The sequence below is a fragment of the Streptomyces sp. NPDC005374 genome, from assembly GCF_042872225.1.
Classification (GTDB): Bacteria; Actinomycetota; Actinomycetes; order Streptomycetales; family Streptomycetaceae; genus Streptomyces.
Map to the genome: position 1 here is coordinate 87,062 of NZ_JBIAKA010000004.1, position 17,261 is coordinate 104,322.

Genomic DNA, 17,261 nt, shown 5'->3' on the forward strand with positions numbered 1-17,261 from the left:
CAAGACCCCCATACGCACCCGGTTTCCGTGCCGCGCCGGTTGTGTCGCGCGGGCCCGTGCTTCCGGTCTGTCCGCTGCCTGCTGTTACAGAGCTGTGCATCCACGACCTCTGCCCGCACAGGTGTGTTCGCGGCTACCGTTGCCCTCAATGGGACGTCATGGGTGGAATTCGGGGGCACTGCGGTGGCGGCTCACCGCTCTGCTCGGTGTGGGCGCGGCGGCCCTGGCGCTGCTCGTGACCCTCCTCAACACGCTTCCTGGGAACGGCGCGGGCACCGACGGCACATCGCGCAACGGTGACAAGATCCACGGCGCTCCGACGACCACGCCGGACGCGGACACCCCGGAGGTGGGCTGGGGGTTCACGCACACCCAGTTCAGCGCCGACGAGGGCAGCTCCGCGGCCACCGAGCGCGTCGAGGGGATGCTGGCCGACGCGGGCGGGCTGCCGCAGAACCAGGCCGTCATGGGGTGGGGCGCCGACAACCCCGAGCCGGTCAAGGGGCGTTACGACTTCGAGGACCTGGACCGGCGCGTCGACTTCATCCGTGCCTCCGGCTCCACCCCGGTCATCACCCTGTGCTGTGCGCCGGACTGGATGAAGGGCGGCAAGGCGGGCGTCGGCAGCACCGACTGGAGCAAGGCAGCCCTGGAGACCGCCCCGGAACCGGCGCACTTCAAGGACTATGCCGCGCTCGCCGCGACCGTCGCCAAGCGCTATCCCGACGTACGGCACTTCATCGTCTGGAACGAGTTCAAGGGCTTCTGGAACGACGGCGAGGCCCGCTGGGACTACGAGGGCTACACCCAGCTGTACAACCTGGTCTACAAGGCGCTGAAGAAGGTCGACCCCAAGATCATGGTGGGCGGGCCGTATCTCGTGATGGACAGCGTCGACCCACGCTCCGAGGACGCCTCCGCGACCTTCAAGGGCGCCTGGGGCGCCATGGACCAGCGGATCCTGGACGCCTTCGACTACTGGAACCAGCACAAGGCCGGCGCCGACTTCGTGGTCGTCGACGGCTCCAGCTACACCAACGACGACGAACTGCTGCCGAACGAGTTCGCGGCCACCGACAAGTTCACCGCGGTGAGCCGCTGGGTGCGGAAGCAGACCGGCAACCTGCCGCTGTGGTGGGCCGAGTACTACGTCGAGCCCGCCGACAGCCGGGACGAACGCGAGGGCTGGTCCGAGAACCGCCGGGTCGCGGTCCAGGCCGCCGGGATGATCGCGCTGGCCAAGGGCGGCACCACCTCCGCCCTCTACTGGAACCCGGAGAACGAGAAGGGCACGGACTGCGCGGGCTGCCTGTGGACGCCGACCAGCGGTGCGGACGGCGGCCGGGAGCTGCCCATGTTCGGCCTGCTGAGCCGCTTCAGCGCCGCGTTCGCGCCGGGCACGCAGTACCGGACCGTCCCCGTCGCCGCCGACGACGTGCCCAACGTCCGCGTCCTCGCCACCGACAGGACGGTCCTGGTCGTCAACACCCTGAACCGGAGGATCAGCGCGGACGTCGACGGCAAGCGGTTCGACATGCAGGCGTACGAGGTCAAGTGGCTCAGCCGCTGAGCCACTTGACCTCTCTCCGACCGCACACCTACTTCATCGTCAGGAACCGCTGGACCAGCGCCGCCAGGAACACCGCGAGCAGGGGCAGCGAGAACCAGAAACTGCTCTGGAGCCACCGCAGTTGCCGCACACTCGGCCGCACCGCGACCCGGACCACCTCACGCGCCGAGAGCAGCAGGATCAGCGCCAGCGCGGCCAGCGCCCCCACCACCGACCAGGACGTCCACGTCACCTGCGGCCCGATCGGCCCGGGGTCGGGCTTCGGAACCTTCCCCGCGGGCTGGTCCCGCAGCGCGTAGACGGTCGCGTCGTCGTTGGTGAAGACCCGCTTGAGCTCCTTGCGGCTGTCGAGGTTGTCGAGCAGCCGCGGCTCCCACGTCCGCGAATAGCCCACGTCCAGCCGCAGATAGGTGACCTGGCTGACGTTGACCATCAGATACGAGTTGGGGCCCGCGTCCTTCAGCGCCTTGACCAGGCTCGACACCAGCACCGGGTCGGGCGGCGCCAGCGTCGGCACGTACGACACCTTCTCCATGTCCTTCGCGCCCCACGGCATCGCCGGCGTCACATTGTTCACCGTGTCGTTGGACAGCCACAGCACTCGGACCGTCGGGTCGTCGTGGGCGTAGACGTAGTCCATGGCGGCGACCTCACCGGGCTGGATCCGCTCGAACGGCTCGTTGCCCCAACGAGCCACCAGGAAGCCCCCGATGAGCAGCAGACCGGCCATGAACGCGGCCACCGGAGCGAGGCTCACCCGGTCCTTCTCACGCTCCTTCGCGGTGACACCGGTACGCGGGAACAGCGCCAGCGCCGCGAGCAGACCGGCACCCGGCAGGGCGAACATGAAGACGCGCAGCGCCATCTCGCCGCCGTACGACTGCATGCCGAAGCCAAGGAACGGGACGAAGGTGAGGACGAGCAGCGCGGCTTCCCGGTACTTGTGGTCGCGCCGCCGCCACCAGCCGTAGCAGGCGAGCGCCATGACACCGCCGGCCAGCAGGACGCGTACATACAGGACCAGCTTGTGGGTCGAACTGCCGCCCTCGATACGGCCGGAGACCGACGAGGACACATTGCCGCCGACGCCGCCGACCCCGCCGAACAGCTCGTCGAAGTGGCCCGACCAGTACGGCTCGGCCATGTAGCAGATCCAGGCGGTCACCATCACGGCGAACAGCACGGGCAGACCCCGCAGTTCGCTGCGGCGGAACACCACGAGTGCCGCCAGCACACCGAGCATCATGAACGGGGTGAGCTGGTGGGCGGGCACGCTCGCCGCGAACAGACCGATCAACACCGCTAGTAGCACGGCCCGTTGGCGGCTGTTCGTCGGCTCGACCTCCGCCTCGCCGGGGCGCCTCTTCGTCCAGATCACACGGGGTGCCCGGAACCAGACGAGCAGCACCGCCACGAACATCAGGTACAGCAGATAGGTGAAGCCCTGCGGGGAGAAGTAGTCCTGGCCGACCCAGCCGCTCAGCACGAAGATCCAGATGCCGGTCCACTTGGCCCGCCAGCTCGCCCGCATGTGCCGTACGAGCAGGAACATCGGTACCAAGTAGGCGAGTTGGATCGCCGTCGGCCACCAGCGGATGACCTCGGTGAAGTCCGTGACCCCGCAGGCCTTCGCGACGAAGGCGGCCACCGCGAAGAAGCCCGGCCAGCTCCAGCGCGCGTCCAGGTCGGGGACCGCGGATCCGGTGCGGTCGATGTAGTCGATGAACCCGAGGTGCTGCCAGGCCGTCGCGAACCGGGGCTCGGCCTCGATCACCGCGGGCAGCGCGTGCAGGGAGACCACCGTCGCCACCAGCGTGAGCAGCAGCAGCGCCTTGTGCTCGCGGCCCAGCCACAGCAGCGAGGCGAAGACCGCGACCAGCAGGGCGGCTCCGAGCAGGGTGGCGGGCGGCAGGATCGAGATCAGCCCGAACCCGCCCATCCGGTCCAGGTCCGACTCGCCGAGACGGGCCGCGGGCACCCAGTACAGCAGGAGCGCGGCGACCAGCAGACAGCCGAGGACGAGTCCGCTCCGGGTGGGCCGCAGCCGTTCCCGCCACGAGAGCGGCGGAAGGGGACCCGGCGGCTGCGCCGACTCCACGGGCACGGCCACCTCTTCCCGTACCTCGGGCCCCTCTCCCGGTACGGGGTCCTTGCCCGCGTCGAAGGCCACCTCGAACGGTGCGTCCACCTCCGCCTCGGACGGCCCGAGGGAGGACTCGGAGCCGGGCTCCCGGTTCTCCACGGGCAGTCCGAGGTCGGGGAGCTTGCTCAGGGCCCAGGTCGGCCGGTCGCGTGCCGGGCGTTCCATGGGCGTGCCGGTGGGCGGGGTGCCGGGGCCCGGGCGTACGTCGGGACGGCGTTCCTGGTGGTCGAAGTCGACGTGGATGCCCAGGGCCAGGGTGTCCTGGTCGAGCGCCCAACCGGGGCGGCGGGTACGCCCGCCGGCCGTGACCTCGCGCGCCCCGAGGTCGGCGAGGTCACCGTCGGGAGCGGCGCCCTCGGGGATCTCGGGAGCCGGTGCCTGCCGGATCGTCCGGTACAGCTTGGGCGCGGCGAGCGCGACGATCACCGCGAGCGCGGAGATCTCGGCGACGCCCGCCCCGGTCAGCCCCATGCGGGGCAGCAGCAGCAGGGTCAGGCCGAGCACCAGCACGCACAACAGGCCCTGCATCCAGGCGAGTCCGGCGGTGCGGCTCTGCGCGCGCAGCACCGCGAAGTACGTCTCCATCACGACCCGGAGCACCGCGCCGACCGCGAACCAGCGCAGCAGCGGGGTGGCCGCGTCCGCGTAGCCCTCGCCGAACACCCCGAGGATCCAGGGGGCCCCGAAGAACAGGACGGAGGCCACCGGCAGCATGATCCGGGCCATCCGCTTGAGCGCGGCACGGGTGTTGGCGGACAGCCGTCCCGGGTCGTGCGAGCCCTCGACGGTCAGGGAGGCGCCCATGTTGATGGCGAGCAGGTTGCAGGTGCCGCCTATCGTCGTGGTGATGTAGAAGTACGCGTTGTCCTCGGAGCTGACCTGCGAGGCGATGATCACCGGGATCAGGTAGACCACGGCGAGCGAGAACAGCGATCCGGTGTAGTCGCCGGCGAGGAAGCGCCCGATCTCCCTGAGCGACGGCGGCTCGGCGCGGTCCTCGGTGGCCTTCACATGCCGGGGCACCAGACGGCGGAACACCAGCCAGCCCAGCGGCAGTACGGACATCGCGATGGCCGCGACCCACGACACGAAGACTCCGGCCGTGGGGATCGCCACGGCGAAGGCGACCAGCAGCCCCAGCTTCACCGCGGAGAACACCGTGTTGCCGACCGGCACCCAGGGCGCGTTGCGCAGCCCGGTCAGCACGCCGTCCTGGAGTGTGAGCACGTTCCAGGCGACGACGGCCGCGATGAACCCGAGGCCGTTGAGAGGCCCGTGCAGGAAGCGGTACGACGGCCCCCACACGTCCAGCGTCAGCAGGAAGACGACCGCGGCCACCGCCACGATCAGCGAACTGCCCGCGTACGTACGGAAGATGAGCCGCCCCGTGGCGCGGCCCGCCACCGGGATGAAGCGGGCCAGCGCCCCGGTCAGGGTGACCGCGGTCAGGCCGGCGAGGAACTTCATCGCGGCGATCGCGGCGGAGCCCTGGCCGACCGCGGACTCGGAGTAGTAGCGGGCTGCCGCCAGCCAGAAGCCGAGCCCGAGCACCGCGGAGATCCCGGTGTTGAGCATCAGCGCGTAGGCGTTGCGGAACAGCTGGTTGCCGCCGCCGGCGCCCCTGCCCAGGCCGGGCAGCCGAAGACGGCGCCCCGACTGCTCGGGCGCCTTGGCCGCGGTCGACTCGGGCTCGGTCGTGGTCGTCGTGTCAGACACGGGAACGGGAGACCTTCCGCCGGACCTGTCGTGCTCTTCGGACCAACGCGTACCCCTTGGTGAGGGCACGGTCCCTGGCGAAGTCCCGGGCGATCGCGCGGCCCTGGACGAGCCGCTCGAACTCCTCGGCGGTGGTGGCGCGGCGCACGGTGAGACGGGTGAGCGCGTACGGCCCCTGGCGTCGGCGCGCCAGGCCGTTGTTCACGGCGAGCGCCTGGCCGTACCCGGTCTCCCGCACCGCCTCGCGCACCCGGCGGCTGGAGTAGCCGTACGGATAGGCGAACGAGGCCGGTGCGGTGCCGAGTTCGTCGGTGACGATCTCCTTGGAGTGGATCAGCTCGTGGCGCAGCGCGGCGTCGTCGAGCTGGTCGAGCTCCGGGTGCGTGTGGGTGTGGCCGCCGATCTCCACGCCCGCCGCGGCGAGTTCGCGGACCTGGTCCCAGTCCAGCATGGTGTCCAGGCCGCCGCCGGTGTCGTACGCGCCCCGGATCCAGCCGGTGGAGACGAACACCGTGGCCGTGAAGCCGTGCTTGGCGAGCACGGGCAGGGCGTGGCGGTGCACGCCTTCGTAGCCGTCGTCGAAGGTGATCAGGACGGGCCGCTCGGGCAGCGGGCGGCCGTCACGCCAACGGGCCGCGAGGTCGGCGACCTTGACCGGCGTGAGTCCCGCCCCGCCGATCAGTTCCATCTGCTCGGCGAAGGACTCCGGGGACACCGACAGCACGCGGGTGGCGTCGTTCGGGTCGGTCGCGACCGCGTGGTACATGAGGATCGGTACAGGCGGCTCAGGCATGCGTTCCCCCCTCGATCTCCGCGACCGAGAACGTGGCTCCTCCCCGCCGCGCCCGGACGCTGCCGACGACATACCCTCCGGCCGCGGTCAGCACCCCGGCGACGATCGCGCCCGCCCGGCCCGCGCCCCCCGGCCGGGACAGCGCGGCGTCCCGCAGCCCGCGCACCACCCCGGACGGCAGCACCCGGGTGGCGTACCGGCGTTCCGACTCAAGTCCCTTGCCCGCGCCGACACTTCGGGCCACCAGCGCCTTCGACAGGCCCTCCGCGTACGCGCGTGTGCGGAAGTACCCGAAGTGTTCGCGTGCCGCGGGCACCCGGTGGTGGATCACCGCACGGTCGTCGATCAGCAGGACCGCGTCCGGTCTGGCCCGGCTCAGCCGGATGCACAGCTCCGTCTCCTCGCAGCCCAGCGGCCGCTTGTCGCCGTCCCGTCCGATGCCGGTGGCGAAGCCGCCCGCCGCGTCGAAGGCGCTGCGGCGGAAGGAGGCGTTGCCGCCGAGGACGTTGCGCACCCGTACCCGGCCGGACGGGATGCCCCTGTAGGTGCAGCCGACCACCCAGTCGAACTCCTCCGGGAACCAGGCAGGGCGCCGGCCCGACGCCCAGATCGGCACCGTACGGCCGCCGACCGCCATGACCCGCGGGTCGGTGTAGGCCCCCGCGAAGTGGCGCAGCCAGTCGCGCTCGGCGACGGCGTCGTCGTCGAGGAAGGCGATCACCTCGCCGCGCGCGGCGGCGATCCCGGTGTTGCGCCCCGCGGAGAGGCCGCGGGGGCCCGCGTTGGCGAACACGCGGACCTCCCCGGCCTCCTTGTACTCCTTGGCCAGTCGATCCAGCAGCGCCGGATTGTGGTCGACGACCAGCAGCGTCTCCAGGGCCGTGTACGACTGCGTCCGCGCCGAGGCGACCGCCGCGAGGATGTCCTCCCAGCGGTCCTCGGTGTACACACAGATCACGACGGAGATGTCGGGATCGCTCAAGACACCTCTCCCCGGCCCGAGTCGAGCATCGGCGAGTGGCGGGTACGGCGGCGCAGCGCACGCCGGTTGGACCGCTCACCGAGGATCACCTTGAGCACCCGGATACCGTCCCGGACCGCCCTCAGGTTGCTGGCGCCGTGGATGCGGAGGTACTCGTAGCTGGGTATCTCCTGCACCTTGAGCCCGGCCTTGACCACCCTGATGTTCATCAGGGTCTCCACCTCGAAGCCCGTGCAGTCGAGGTCGATCTTGTCGAGGCAGTGCCGCCAGAACGCGTTGTATCCGTAGCAGAGATCCGTGTAGCGGGCGCCGAACTTGCGGTTGACGATGGTGCACAGCGCCCAGTTGCCGAGCTTGCGGATGAAGGTCATGTCGTCGGTGCCGCCGCCGTTGGCGAAGCGGGACCCCTTGGCGAAGTCCGCGCCCGAGACGAGGGCGGACACATAGGAGACGATCTCGTTGCCGTCGGCCGAGCCGTCCGCGTCGATCATGACGACGATGTCACCGGTGCAGGCTTCGAACCCGGTGATCAGGGCGTCCCCCTTGCCCTTGCCGTGCTGCTTGACGACCTTCACCTCGGGCCACAGCCCGCGGGCCACCGCGACGGTGTCGTCGGTGGAGTTGCCGTCCACGAGAACCACCTCGTGGATCCAGTCCGGCAGGGTCTTGAAGACGTACGGAAGGTTCTCCGCCTCGTTCATGGCGGGTATGACCACGCTCACCGGTGGCGCTATGGCCAGATGAGTGGTGATCGGTCGGTACTGGCCGGCTACAGGCACATCCTGGCCCGTAGTCGGCGGGCGCAGAACTGAACTCATGAGTCTGGTTCCCTCTCGTCCGGTGGACCGCCCGCCCCTGGGCGGTCCGGTTTTTTTCTCCGGTTCGAAAGGGGGGTTCTCACTCACGGCATGCCGGAAGGAATCTCCGTACCTGCCGGGTGAGCTGGCAAATCTGGCCGACCGTCGTCGTCCTGTGCTTGTTGCCTGTGCTTGTCCCAAAAAGACGACAGCCGGTCTCGCGGCACGACTCGGTCACAAGTGCGGTCACCGAGCACGGCACCCCCCTACCGCGCCCCGCGCCCCCCGTCGCGGTCCTTGAGCCCTCCCCTAGAGCCGCTCGATGACGGGACGGTGCGGGTGTGATGTATGACGGTATTGACGATTGAACCCCTATGGCAAGACCTGGAACGAGGCCTCACGTTTTTGTTGGTTTGACCGTTACAGACGGAACCGAGCGGATCTTTCCCACCTTCTTCAACAATCTGTCGGTGGGTTCGAACAGCTCCGGCCGCGTCACCACGGCGTTGCGCAGTGCCCGTACCGGAACCCGGCGGACGCGGTGTCCGACCGCGACCGGGTGCCGACGGGTCACCCACCCCTCCGACACGGTCAGTTCCCGTGTCTTCAGGGAGTCCTTGTACTCCTTGTGGCCCCGGCCCAGATCGAGGTACGCGATGCCGTCGGCGGCGGCCGCCTCGGCCATGCGCAGATGCAGGATCAGGCCCGGGGAGTACTTCGCGTACTCCGGGTCGTACGCCGGGAACCAGCACGCCAGCACGCGCTCGGTGCGCAGCCCGAAGTGAGCGGCGACCGGCTTCCCGTCGGCGTACAGCACCGACAGGAGCCCGGCGAACGACTCGGAGCGGGTGTGGAACAACTGCCGCACGAGTCCGGAGATCCACTCGTGCGCGAAGCGGTCGCTGCGGCCGGTCCTGCGGTACTGCACGGACTTCCAGCCCATCAGCGTGCGCAGGACGGCCGGGTCGCGCTCGTCGTGGACGTAGCGCAGCTCGCTCGCGGTGCGGTGCAGCCTGCGCTCCTTGGCGAGCGTGGTCCGGGTGAACTTCGGTGAGCGCTCCCGCAGTCGGTCCAGATATGCCTCGTACCCCTGGTCCACGTCCAGCACCGGGGAGGCGAAGCCCTTGGCGGCGCTCGTCTCGAACGGCCCCTGGCCCTCCACCAGATGGTCGAACTCCCACACGGCGAGCCCGCAGGCCCGCAGCAACTCCCGTGCGTCCCAGGTGAATCCGGGCCGGTGCACCAGACCCTGGGCGTCCGAGACGCCGAGACCGACGGCCCGGCCGACGCCGGTGGCGGTTCGCTGGAACGGGAAGAACGCGGCGGGCTCGCCCCGTTCCCGTGCCACCGCGACCCGCACACCCCGTCGGTACCGGCTCACCGCGAGCGTGAACTCGGGGGACAGGAACGGGTTCGCCAGCCCGGGCGAGCCCTGGAGATGGGCCTTGGACTGCAGGGCCGTCCACGCCGCCCGGTCGGCGGCACTCAGCTCACCGGGGCGGTACACGCTGAGGTCCATGTCAGACGCCCCGGCCCTTCGCCGTACGGCGCCGCAGGAGCAGCACCGACAGGAGGATGAGGGCGCTGATCACGGCCATCGCCACGACACCGCCGCCCGCCGACCAGCGGTGGGTGGCCAACATGCCCTGGGCGACCAGCATGTTGAGGACGACAGAGCCGGCCAGCGCGGCCAGTGTCCGGGCGAACGGATCGAGTCCGCGCAGTGCGGCGGCGATGCCGGCGGCGGGCGCGGCGAGCAGAAAGAACAGCACGAGCGGTGCGCGCAGCGGTGAGTGGGAGCCGGTGAGCGCGAGCAGCGCGCCGAGTCCCCCCGCGGCGGTCGCGGCGCCCGCGAGCAGTGGCGTGAGCTCTCTGCCCGACTTTCCCGAAGATGTCCGGGTGCGTGTGATCTGCATGGGCGACGTTTCCCCCCAGAAAGCGCCGGATGCCGGACTTCAATGTCGCTCAGTGACATGGGGGGCGTCAAGACGGACAGGTACGGACTTGGGCATGAGCGTTCCCCGGAGGTGCGGGGCGCCTCCGGGGAACGGCCGTTCAGAGGGTGTGCGTCGGGGTCAGGGGACGATCTTCAGGAGCCGGTTCGGTGAACCGGTGCCCGCGCTGGTCACGACGCCGGTGGTGGCGCCGTTCACCAGGGCCGTGGCGACCTGGGCCGGGGTGGCCGAGGTGTGGCCCGCCAGGTAGACCGCGGCCGCGCCCGCGACGTGCGGGGTCGCCATCGATGTGCCGGAGATGGTGTTGGTCGCGGTGTCGCTGGTGTACCAGCCCGCCGTGATCGAGGAGCCGGGGGCGAAGATGTCCAGGACCGAGCCGTAGTTGGAGTAGCTGGCCCTGGCGTCCGTGCTGGTGGTGGCGCCGACCGTGATCGCGGCGGCGACGCGGGCCGGGGAGTACGAGGAGGCGTTGGCGCTGCTGTTGCCCGCCGCGACCGCGTAAGTGACGCCGCTGGCTATGGAGTTGGCCACGGCGTCGTCCAGGGTGGTGGAGGCGCCGCCGCCGAGGGACATGTTGGCGACCGAGGGACCGCTGTGGTTCGCGGTCACCCAGTTGATGCCCGCGATGACACCCGCGGTGGTGCCGGAGCCGGCGTTGTCGAGCACCCGGACCGCCACGATCTTCGCCTTCTTGGCGATCCCGTAGGTGGTGCCGGCGATGGTCGTGGCCACGTGCGTGCCGTGACCGTTGCCGTCCGAGGCGGTGGTGTCGCCGTCCACGGCGTCGTAGCCGTAGCTCGCCCGGCCGCTGATCTGGGAGTGGGTGATGCGGACGCCGGTGTCGATGACGTACGCCGTCACACCGCTGCCCGCCGAGTCCGGGTAGGTGTAGGTGCCGGACAGCGGGAGCGCTGTCTGGTCGGAGCGGTCCAGGCCCCAGGGCGCGCTGGACTGGGTGGTGTCGGTCAGGTGCACGGTCTGGTTCTGCTCGACCGTGGCGATCGACGGGTCGGCTGCGAGTCTCCTGGCCTCAGCCGCGGAGAGCGTCGCGGTGTAGCCGTTCAGCGCGGCGCCGAACGTCTTGTTCACCGAGCCGCCGTACTCCTTGATGAGGCTCTTGCCCTCGCTCGAGGAGGACGTGAAGCCCGCGTTCTTCTTGAGCGTGACGATGTAGCTGTCCTTGACGGCCGTGGGGGAGCCGGCGGCGAGGACCTTGCCCTCGGCCGGAGCGGCCTCGGCGGGCAGGGCGGTGAGCCCGCCCACGAGGGCGGCGGTCGCGAGGCCGGTGATCGCGGCGAACCGGAACGTGTTGCTACGCAGATGTGCCATTACGAGGGGGTCCTCCTCATGGGCGACGCGCGCCTGGGTCGGGCGCGCGTCCGTGGGGGGCGTGCACGTGATCGCGCACACGACCGGGAGCGTCGCGTTCCGCTCCGGGCTGAGGTAAAGACTGGGCCGTCTACGGGCGTAGAACAAGGGAGTTGAGGAGGCGTCAACAAACCTGTCATGTTCACGAAATCATTGCCGATTTTGGCATGGACACTTCCCGTCGATTCGTGTGCTTGCTACGACGGATGTGGCAGAGATCCTGCTAAAGGGAGGTTCCATGAGACGTTCCCGATTTGCCGCGTACGTCGGCTCGCTCCTCCTCGCCCTCGCCGCCGTCCTCACCGGGACAGGCACCGCCCACGCCGCCGAAGGCCCGTATGTGGCCCTGGGCGACTCCTATTCCTCGGGTGTCGGCGCAGGCAGCTACATCAGTTCAAGCGGCGACTGCAAACGCAGCACGAAGGCCTACCCCTACCTCTGGGCGGCCGCCCACTCACCCTCGTCGTTCGCCTTCACGGCGTGCTCGGGCGCTCGTACGGGTGATGTCCTGGCGAACCAGCTGACCCCGCTCAGCTCCGCCACGGCCCTCGTCTCGATCAGCATCGGGGGCAACGACGCGGGCTTCGCCGACGTCATGACGACCTGTGTGCTCCAGTCCGACAGCTCGTGCCTGGCCCGGATCAACACCGCGAAGGCGTACGTCGACTCGACGCTGCCGGGTCGACTGGACAGCGTCTACTCGGCGATCAGCGGCCGGGCCCCCAACGCCCGTGTGGTGGTCCTTGGTTACCCCCGCTTCTACAAGCTCGGCGCCACCTGCCTCGGCCTCTCCGAGACCAAGCGGAAGGCGATCAACGGCGCCGCCGACTACCTCGACACCGCGACCGCCAAGCGCGCCGCGGACCACGGCTTCGCCTGGGGCGACGTCCGCCCCACCTTCACCGGGCACGAACTCTGCTCCGGCAGCGCCTGGCTGCACAGCCTCGACCTGCTCAACATCGGCCAGTCCTACCACCCGACCGCGGCCGGCCAGTCCGGCGGCTACCTCCCGGTCCTGAACAGCGCGGCCTGACCCCTCAGGGGGACTCGGTGGGGGAGGCCTCGCCCGTCGGGGTCGGGGTCTCCTTCACACAGGTCAGCGAGAACGGGACCGAGTTGGACGTCTCGTGGACCGGGTCGCGGACCTCCACGCTGATGGCGTCCTGGAACGTACCGCTGTCGTCCTGCGTGGTGACGCCCTGCCGGTCCTGCTGTGTCCTGTCGCCGCCTTCCGGGAACGTGAGCGTCTTCCAACTGCCGTTCAGCGAACCGTTCTTCGACACCCAGCGATAGGTCACCGTCGCCGGGAGCCGGCCGACCGTCAGTGTGGCCGTGAAGGTGGGCGCCGCGGACTGGTCCGGCGGGCAGCTGCCGGAGTAGTCGGTGTTCGAGCCCTTCAGCGAGACGTCCACGGACTGCCGCGGGGGCGCGCTCGTGGTGCTCTCCTGCTGGCTTGAGGGCGGGTTCTCCTTGCTGGGCCCGTCCGTGCCGGTGTCGGTCTGCGCGGGCGAACTCACCGACGAACCGGGGTCCTTGGCGGTGTCCCCGTCCTTGTCGCCGTTGTCCCGGTTCAGCAGCGCGTACGTCAGCCCCGCGATCGCCAGCGCGAGGGCCACCACACCCGCGATCAGGACGAAGCCCGCGCGACGGTTGCGGTCCGGGGCCCTGGAGGCCGTGGTGGCGGGAGTGGAGACCGGTGTGGGCGCCGGCCGGTACGGGGTCGTCGGCGGTTCCTGCGGGAAGGGCGCCGCGACGGTCGGGGGATACTGCGCCGCCCGCGCGGTGTCCGCGCCGGGCGTACCCCCGGCCCCGATGATCCGCAGCTCCTGCTCGGCCTGCCCGGCAGGCAGCCGCTGCGCCGGATCCTTGCGCAACAACCCCTCGATCACCGGGGTGAGCGGACCGGCCCGGTACGGCGGCGGCAGCTCCTCGTCCACGATCGCGCGCAGGGTGCTCAGCGGGGTGTTCTGCCGGAAGGGGGAGTTGCCCTCGACGGCGGCGTAGAGCAGTACGCCCAGCGACCACAGGTCGGACTCCGGACCCGGAGTGCGGCCCAGCGCCCGCTCCGGGGCGAGGAACTCGGGGGAGCCGATGACCTCGCCGGTCATCGTCAGCGCCGAACTGCCCTCGACCTGGGCGATGCCGAAGTCGGTGAGCACCACACGGCCGTCGTTCGACAGCAGCACGTTGGCGGGCTTCACATCGCGGTGCAGCACCCCGGCCTCGTGCGCGGCCCGCAGTGCGGAAAGCACCTCCGCACCGATGTGCGCGGTCCGCTGCGGGCTCAACGGGCCCTCGGCGTCCAGGAGTTCAGCGAGCGAGATGCCGCGCACCAGCTCCATGACGATCCACGGCCGGCCGTCCTCGGCGGCCACGTCGTACACCGTCACCACATTGCGGTTCGTCACCCGCGCCGCCGCCCACGCCTCGCGTTCGAGGCGGGCGTACAACCGCTCCACCTCCTGCGTCGGCAGTCCGTGCGGGGCGCGTACCTCCTTGACGGCGACCTCGCGCTGCAGCACCTCGTCACGGGCCCGCCACACGGTTCCCATGCCGCCCTCGCCGAGCGGGGACAGGAGGCGGTAGCGGCCCGCGATCACTCGCTCACTGCCCGGATCTTCGGACACGGACGTCCCCCACTTCGCACTCCGCTCGACTTCGCGTCATTTCTCCACAAAAGTAGCTCAGCCGAGTGCGGATGCCGCCCCCTTGAGCACCAAACCAGCCCCAAGGGCCACGACGACGAACGCCGACATCAGTGGTGCCGTCCTGCGCACCAACGCGGTCAGCGGGCTCGCCGCCAGGCGGGGGCGCCGGTCCAGCACCCGTGTGACTCCGCTACCCAGCCTGACGACGGCGAATCCGGCCGCGGTCAGAGTCAGGGCCAGTCCGACGCCGTAGGCGACGACGAGCAGCAGTCCGAACCAGGCCTGCCCGAGCGCCGCGGCACCGACGAGCACCACGACGGCGGAGGGGCTGGGCACCAGACCGCCGGCGAAGCCGAGGAGGATCGTGCCGCGGACGGTGGGGGCGACGGCGTGGGTGTGGGTGGAGCCGCCGTGGCTGTGTTCGAGGGAGTGGGGGTGGTCGTGATCGTGGGTGTGTCCGTGGCCGTGCTGGTGATCATGGCCGTGACCATGTCCGTGGTCGTGGTCGTGGCTGTGGCCGGACGTGTGCGAGTGGGTGTGTGCCTCAGCCGTGGCCGGGACGGTCTCCGTGCGGGCGGCGACCAGGACCAGGGAGCGCTCCTCGGGCTTCTCCGCCGCGTGCGGGTGGTCGTGGGTGTGCTGCCCGGGGCCGTGCCCGTGCTCATGCCCGGGCCGCTGGTGGGCGCGGCCTCGCAGGGCCCGTCGCAGCAGGGTGACCCCGGCGGCGGTCACCATCGCCCCGCTCGCGATCCCGAGCCAGGCGATCACCGAGGGAGCCGCCGCCGAGCCGGCCGTGACCAGGAGGCCCAGGGCGACCACGCCCAGGGTGTGGGTGACCGTCACGGAGGCGGCCAGGGGCAGCACGTCCTTCATCCGGGCCTTGCCGCCGCGGGCCGCGGCCACCGCGGCCATCAGGGTCTTGCCGTGGCCCGGGGCGAGCGCGTGCATCGCGCCGAGGAACACGGCGATGAGCAGGGCGAGCGCGGCGAAGCCGAGGGTGAGGTCGTGGCGGGCGACCAGGGAGTCCAGGGCGCGGGTCCAGCGGTCGGCGCCACGGGGCAGCACGGAGGCGGCCGGGGCGTCCGAATGCTCCTGGGCGAGGGCCGCTCCGCCGGGCCGCACGCGCAGGGAGGCGGTCACGGTGTCGGCGGGGGAGGAGAGCAACTCCGTCGGGTACGTGGTGAGTTCGTTCGACACCGACTTCGCGGGCACGTCCGACTTCGCGAGCGTCATCCGGTCGCCGCGCGCGGTGATCTCGCGCCAGCCGGGGCCGGAGTCGGTGCCCGCGCTGTGGAAGCCGAGGGTCACGGTGGCGTCCTCGGGCAGCGGGGCGGTCAGCCGGCACTCCACGCGCAGGGTGTCGAGCCCGGCCTGGCCGGGACGTACGCGCGCGTGACTGCTCTTGGCGGTGAGGGCGACGGTACGGCCGTCGACGGTGACCTTGCCGCCCTCGGCCGCCTTCTGGCAGCGCTGTGCGGCCCACTCGGTCATGCCGAGCCTCTCGATGTCCGGCTTGGCCTGGGTGGCCGGGATCTCGGCGAGGTCCTCGACGTGGGCGACGCGGAGTTCGCCGGGGGCGGCGACGAGACCGTCGTAGCGATTGACGGTGAAGTTGCCGAGGGGGTGCGCGCTCGCGCTGCTGGAAGGGAGCAGCGCGAGCGCACAAGCCGCCGTCAGGACGGCCGTGACGGACGCGAACAGACGGCGGGGCCTCACTTGGACGCCTCCTTGAGGGCCTTGCGGGCCTCACGGGCGCCGAGGGGGGAGAAACCGGGGTTGAGCTTCAGGGCGGAGGTGAGATGGCTCCGGCCTTCCTTCCGGTCGCCGGTGGCGAGTTCGATGATCCCGCGGTGGTAGAGGAAGGAGGCGTTGCGGTAGCCGGTGGCGGTGGCCTGCCGGGTGTACGCCAGGGCCTCCTTGTCGTGGCCGTTGACGTGCAGGGCCCAGGCCAGCGCGTCCGCGGTGTGCACGGTGTGCCGGCGGGCCCACTCGGCGCGGGCGGCCTTGAGGGCGGAGGCCTTGTCGCCGTGGTCGGCGGCGGCGAGCGCGGTGTCGAGGTCGGCGTTGACGCCGTTGGCGCGGGCGAGGGCGATCCAGGCGTCCACGAGGGTGTACTGGTCCTTCGCCTTCGCCCGGTCGCCGTCGGCGCCCCGGTCCTCGTACAGCTCACCGAGCTCGACGAGCGGGCCGGGCAGCGGATACCGGGCCACGACGTTCTCCATGCCCTTGATCGCGGCGGCCCGGTCCCCGCTCGCGGCCTGGGCGCGGGCCCTGCCCTCCAGAGCGGGGAGGTAGGTGTCGTCGGCGGCGAGGGCGCGGGCGTAGTCGGTCAGGGCCGTGTCGTAGTCGCCCTGGTTCCAGGCGAGTTGGCCCAGCGCGCCGGCCACGTAGGCGATGTCGCCCGGGGTGGTCGCGGTGGACAGGGCCTGCTCCAGGACACCGCGGGCGGTGCGGACGTCGCCGCGCAGCTCGTGGACGTAGGCGTACCGGGTGAACACCGGGATGCCGGGCCGCCGTTCGTCCGCCAGGTCGGCAGCCTTGGAGGCCTCGTCGTAGCGGCCGAGTTCGACGAGGGCGTCGATCCGGGAGGAGAGGGCCCGCTCGCTGTAGGGGTTCTGCTTCAGGGTCCGGTCGGCGTAGGCGAGGGCGTCCTTGAAGTCGTGCCGGGCGGCGGCGAGCGCGGCGAGACCGGTGAGTCCCTGCTCGTTGTCCGCCGACAACTGCAGTGACTTCTTCAGCACTTGCTCGGCCTGCCGGTACCGCGACGGGTCGCCCTTCGTCCTGGCCTGCTCGACGTAGGCGAGCCCGAGGCCGGCCCAGCCGCCGAAGTCCTTGGGCTGGCTGCGGAGATGGGCCTGCATCGCCTTGATGCTCGCATCGAGGTCCCCGCTGGCCATGAGCCCGGGAGAGACGGCCGCGGACGAACTGGCGACGGTGGCGGTCCCGCCGTCCCGCAGGGCACCGAAAGCGATCGACCCACCCGTCATGGCCACGGCCAACAGGGCAGCGCACCCGGCGAGTTGAGCGGCCCGCCAGCGCCGCCCGGCCTCGGAGACCCGCCGTACGGCGGCGGCCTTCTCCTCGTCGGCGTGCGCGGAGGGTTCGTCGGTCCGAATGGAGGGCTCCACGGTCTCCGGCGACCCGTCGTGTTCGCTCTCCGCCGCGCTGTCGGTCGTAGACCCGGACATGGACCTCTCCTGATTCGTTCGTGTTCGTGTGTCACGGCGCGGCCCGCACCGTGGGGGACGGCTTCGTGCGGGCCGCGCCGGTATATGGGGGAGGCGGGAGG

Annotated in this window: 12 protein-coding genes; 2 read left to right on the top strand and 10 right to left on the bottom strand. The window is 70.9% G+C overall.

The window, feature by feature from the left end; translation table 11 throughout:
• Positions 1-148: 148 nt before the first annotated feature.
• Positions 149-1,570: a xylan 1,4-beta-xylosidase gene (locus tag ACFYRX_RS11640; RefSeq protein WP_389098371.1), complete on the top strand. Its 1,422-nt coding sequence runs from the start codon at positions 149-151 to the stop codon at positions 1,568-1,570.
• Between the two features lie 28 nt (positions 1,571-1,598).
• Here the strand turns inward: ACFYRX_RS11640 and ACFYRX_RS11645 are convergent, their stop codons facing one another.
• From ACFYRX_RS11645 to ACFYRX_RS11675, 7 genes are all read right to left on the bottom strand, one after another.
• Positions 1,599-5,429 (bottom strand): lipopolysaccharide biosynthesis protein, encoded by a 3,831-nt coding sequence (locus ACFYRX_RS11645; RefSeq protein ID WP_389098373.1) that lies wholly within the window; start codon positions 5,427-5,429, stop codon positions 1,599-1,601.
• On the bottom strand, positions 5,422-6,222 hold the full coding sequence (locus ACFYRX_RS11650; protein ID WP_389098374.1) for a polysaccharide deacetylase family protein: 801 nt from the start codon (positions 6,220-6,222) through the stop codon (positions 5,422-5,424). Before ACFYRX_RS11650 ends, ACFYRX_RS11645 begins: the two co-directional genes overlap by 8 nt.
• Positions 6,215-7,204, bottom strand: a complete 990-nt coding sequence (locus ACFYRX_RS11655) for a glycosyltransferase family 2 protein (protein WP_389098376.1) — start codon at positions 7,202-7,204, stop codon at positions 6,215-6,217. The genes ACFYRX_RS11650 and ACFYRX_RS11655 overlap by 8 nt, the downstream gene beginning before the upstream one ends.
• Positions 7,201-8,022, bottom strand: a complete 822-nt coding sequence (locus tag ACFYRX_RS11660) for a glycosyltransferase family 2 protein (RefSeq protein ID WP_389098378.1) — start codon at positions 8,020-8,022, stop codon at positions 7,201-7,203. The genes ACFYRX_RS11655 and ACFYRX_RS11660 overlap by 4 nt, the downstream gene beginning before the upstream one ends.
• A gap of 376 nt (positions 8,023-8,398) precedes the next feature.
• The gene (locus ACFYRX_RS11665; protein ID WP_389098380.1) at positions 8,399-9,520 is read right to left on the bottom strand and encodes a GNAT family N-acetyltransferase; all 1,122 of its coding nucleotides are present in this window, start codon (positions 9,518-9,520) and stop codon (positions 8,399-8,401) included.
• A gap of 1 nt (position 9,521) precedes the next feature.
• Positions 9,522-9,917: a hypothetical protein gene (locus tag ACFYRX_RS11670; protein WP_389098382.1), complete on the bottom strand. Its 396-nt coding sequence runs from the start codon at positions 9,915-9,917 to the stop codon at positions 9,522-9,524.
• 159 nt (positions 9,918-10,076) lie between these two features.
• Positions 10,077-11,285, bottom strand: a complete 1,209-nt coding sequence (locus tag ACFYRX_RS11675) for a S8 family peptidase (protein ID WP_389098384.1) — start codon at positions 11,283-11,285, stop codon at positions 10,077-10,079.
• 277 nt (positions 11,286-11,562) lie between these two features.
• Between ACFYRX_RS11675 and ACFYRX_RS11680 the strand changes: the two genes are divergently transcribed.
• Positions 11,563-12,357 carry an SGNH/GDSL hydrolase family protein gene (locus ACFYRX_RS11680; protein ID WP_389098385.1) on the top strand — a complete coding sequence of 265 codons (795 nt, stop codon included), beginning with the start codon at positions 11,563-11,565 and terminating at the stop codon, positions 12,355-12,357.
• Between the two features lie 4 nt (positions 12,358-12,361).
• On the opposite strand, the gene ACFYRX_RS11685 is transcribed toward ACFYRX_RS11680, so the two are convergent.
• Genes ACFYRX_RS11685 through ACFYRX_RS11695 form a run of 3 tightly spaced genes read right to left on the bottom strand, consistent with a single transcriptional unit; the run spans position 12,362 to position 17,160 of the window.
• Positions 12,362-13,951, bottom strand: coding sequence for a protein kinase (locus tag ACFYRX_RS11685; RefSeq protein ID WP_389098387.1), 1,590 nt, complete (start codon positions 13,949-13,951; stop codon positions 12,362-12,364).
• Positions 13,952-14,008: 57 nt separating this feature from the next.
• Positions 14,009-15,688, bottom strand: coding sequence for a sulfite exporter TauE/SafE family protein (locus tag ACFYRX_RS11690; RefSeq protein ID WP_389098389.1), 1,680 nt, complete (start codon positions 15,686-15,688; stop codon positions 14,009-14,011).
• Positions 15,685-17,160, bottom strand: coding sequence for a tetratricopeptide repeat protein (locus tag ACFYRX_RS11695; protein WP_389098391.1), 1,476 nt, complete (start codon positions 17,158-17,160; stop codon positions 15,685-15,687). Before ACFYRX_RS11695 ends, ACFYRX_RS11690 begins: the two co-directional genes overlap by 4 nt.
• Positions 17,161-17,261 lie beyond the last annotated feature (101 nt).

Excerpts from the sequence above, each read along its gene's own strand:
- ACFYRX_RS11640 (WP_389098371.1), top strand. The coding sequence starts at position 149 with ATGGGACGTCATGGGTGGAATTCGGGGGCACTGCGGTGGCGGCTCACC.
- ACFYRX_RS11650 (WP_389098374.1), bottom strand. The coding sequence starts at position 6,222 with ATGCCTGAGCCGCCTGTACCGATCCTCATGTACCACGCGGTCGCGACC.
- ACFYRX_RS11660 (WP_389098378.1), bottom strand. The coding sequence starts at position 8,022 with ATGAGTTCAGTTCTGCGCCCGCCGACTACGGGCCAGGATGTGCCTGTA.
- ACFYRX_RS11665 (WP_389098380.1), bottom strand. The coding sequence starts at position 9,520 with ATGGACCTCAGCGTGTACCGCCCCGGTGAGCTGAGTGCCGCCGACCGG.
- ACFYRX_RS11670 (WP_389098382.1), bottom strand. The coding sequence starts at position 9,917 with ATGCAGATCACACGCACCCGGACATCTTCGGGAAAGTCGGGCAGAGAG.
- ACFYRX_RS11675 (WP_389098384.1), bottom strand. The coding sequence starts at position 11,285 with ATGGCACATCTGCGTAGCAACACGTTCCGGTTCGCCGCGATCACCGGC.
- ACFYRX_RS11680 (WP_389098385.1), top strand. The coding sequence starts at position 11,563 with ATGAGACGTTCCCGATTTGCCGCGTACGTCGGCTCGCTCCTCCTCGCC.
- ACFYRX_RS11695 (WP_389098391.1), bottom strand. The coding sequence starts at position 17,160 with ATGTCCGGGTCTACGACCGACAGCGCGGCGGAGAGCGAACACGACGGG.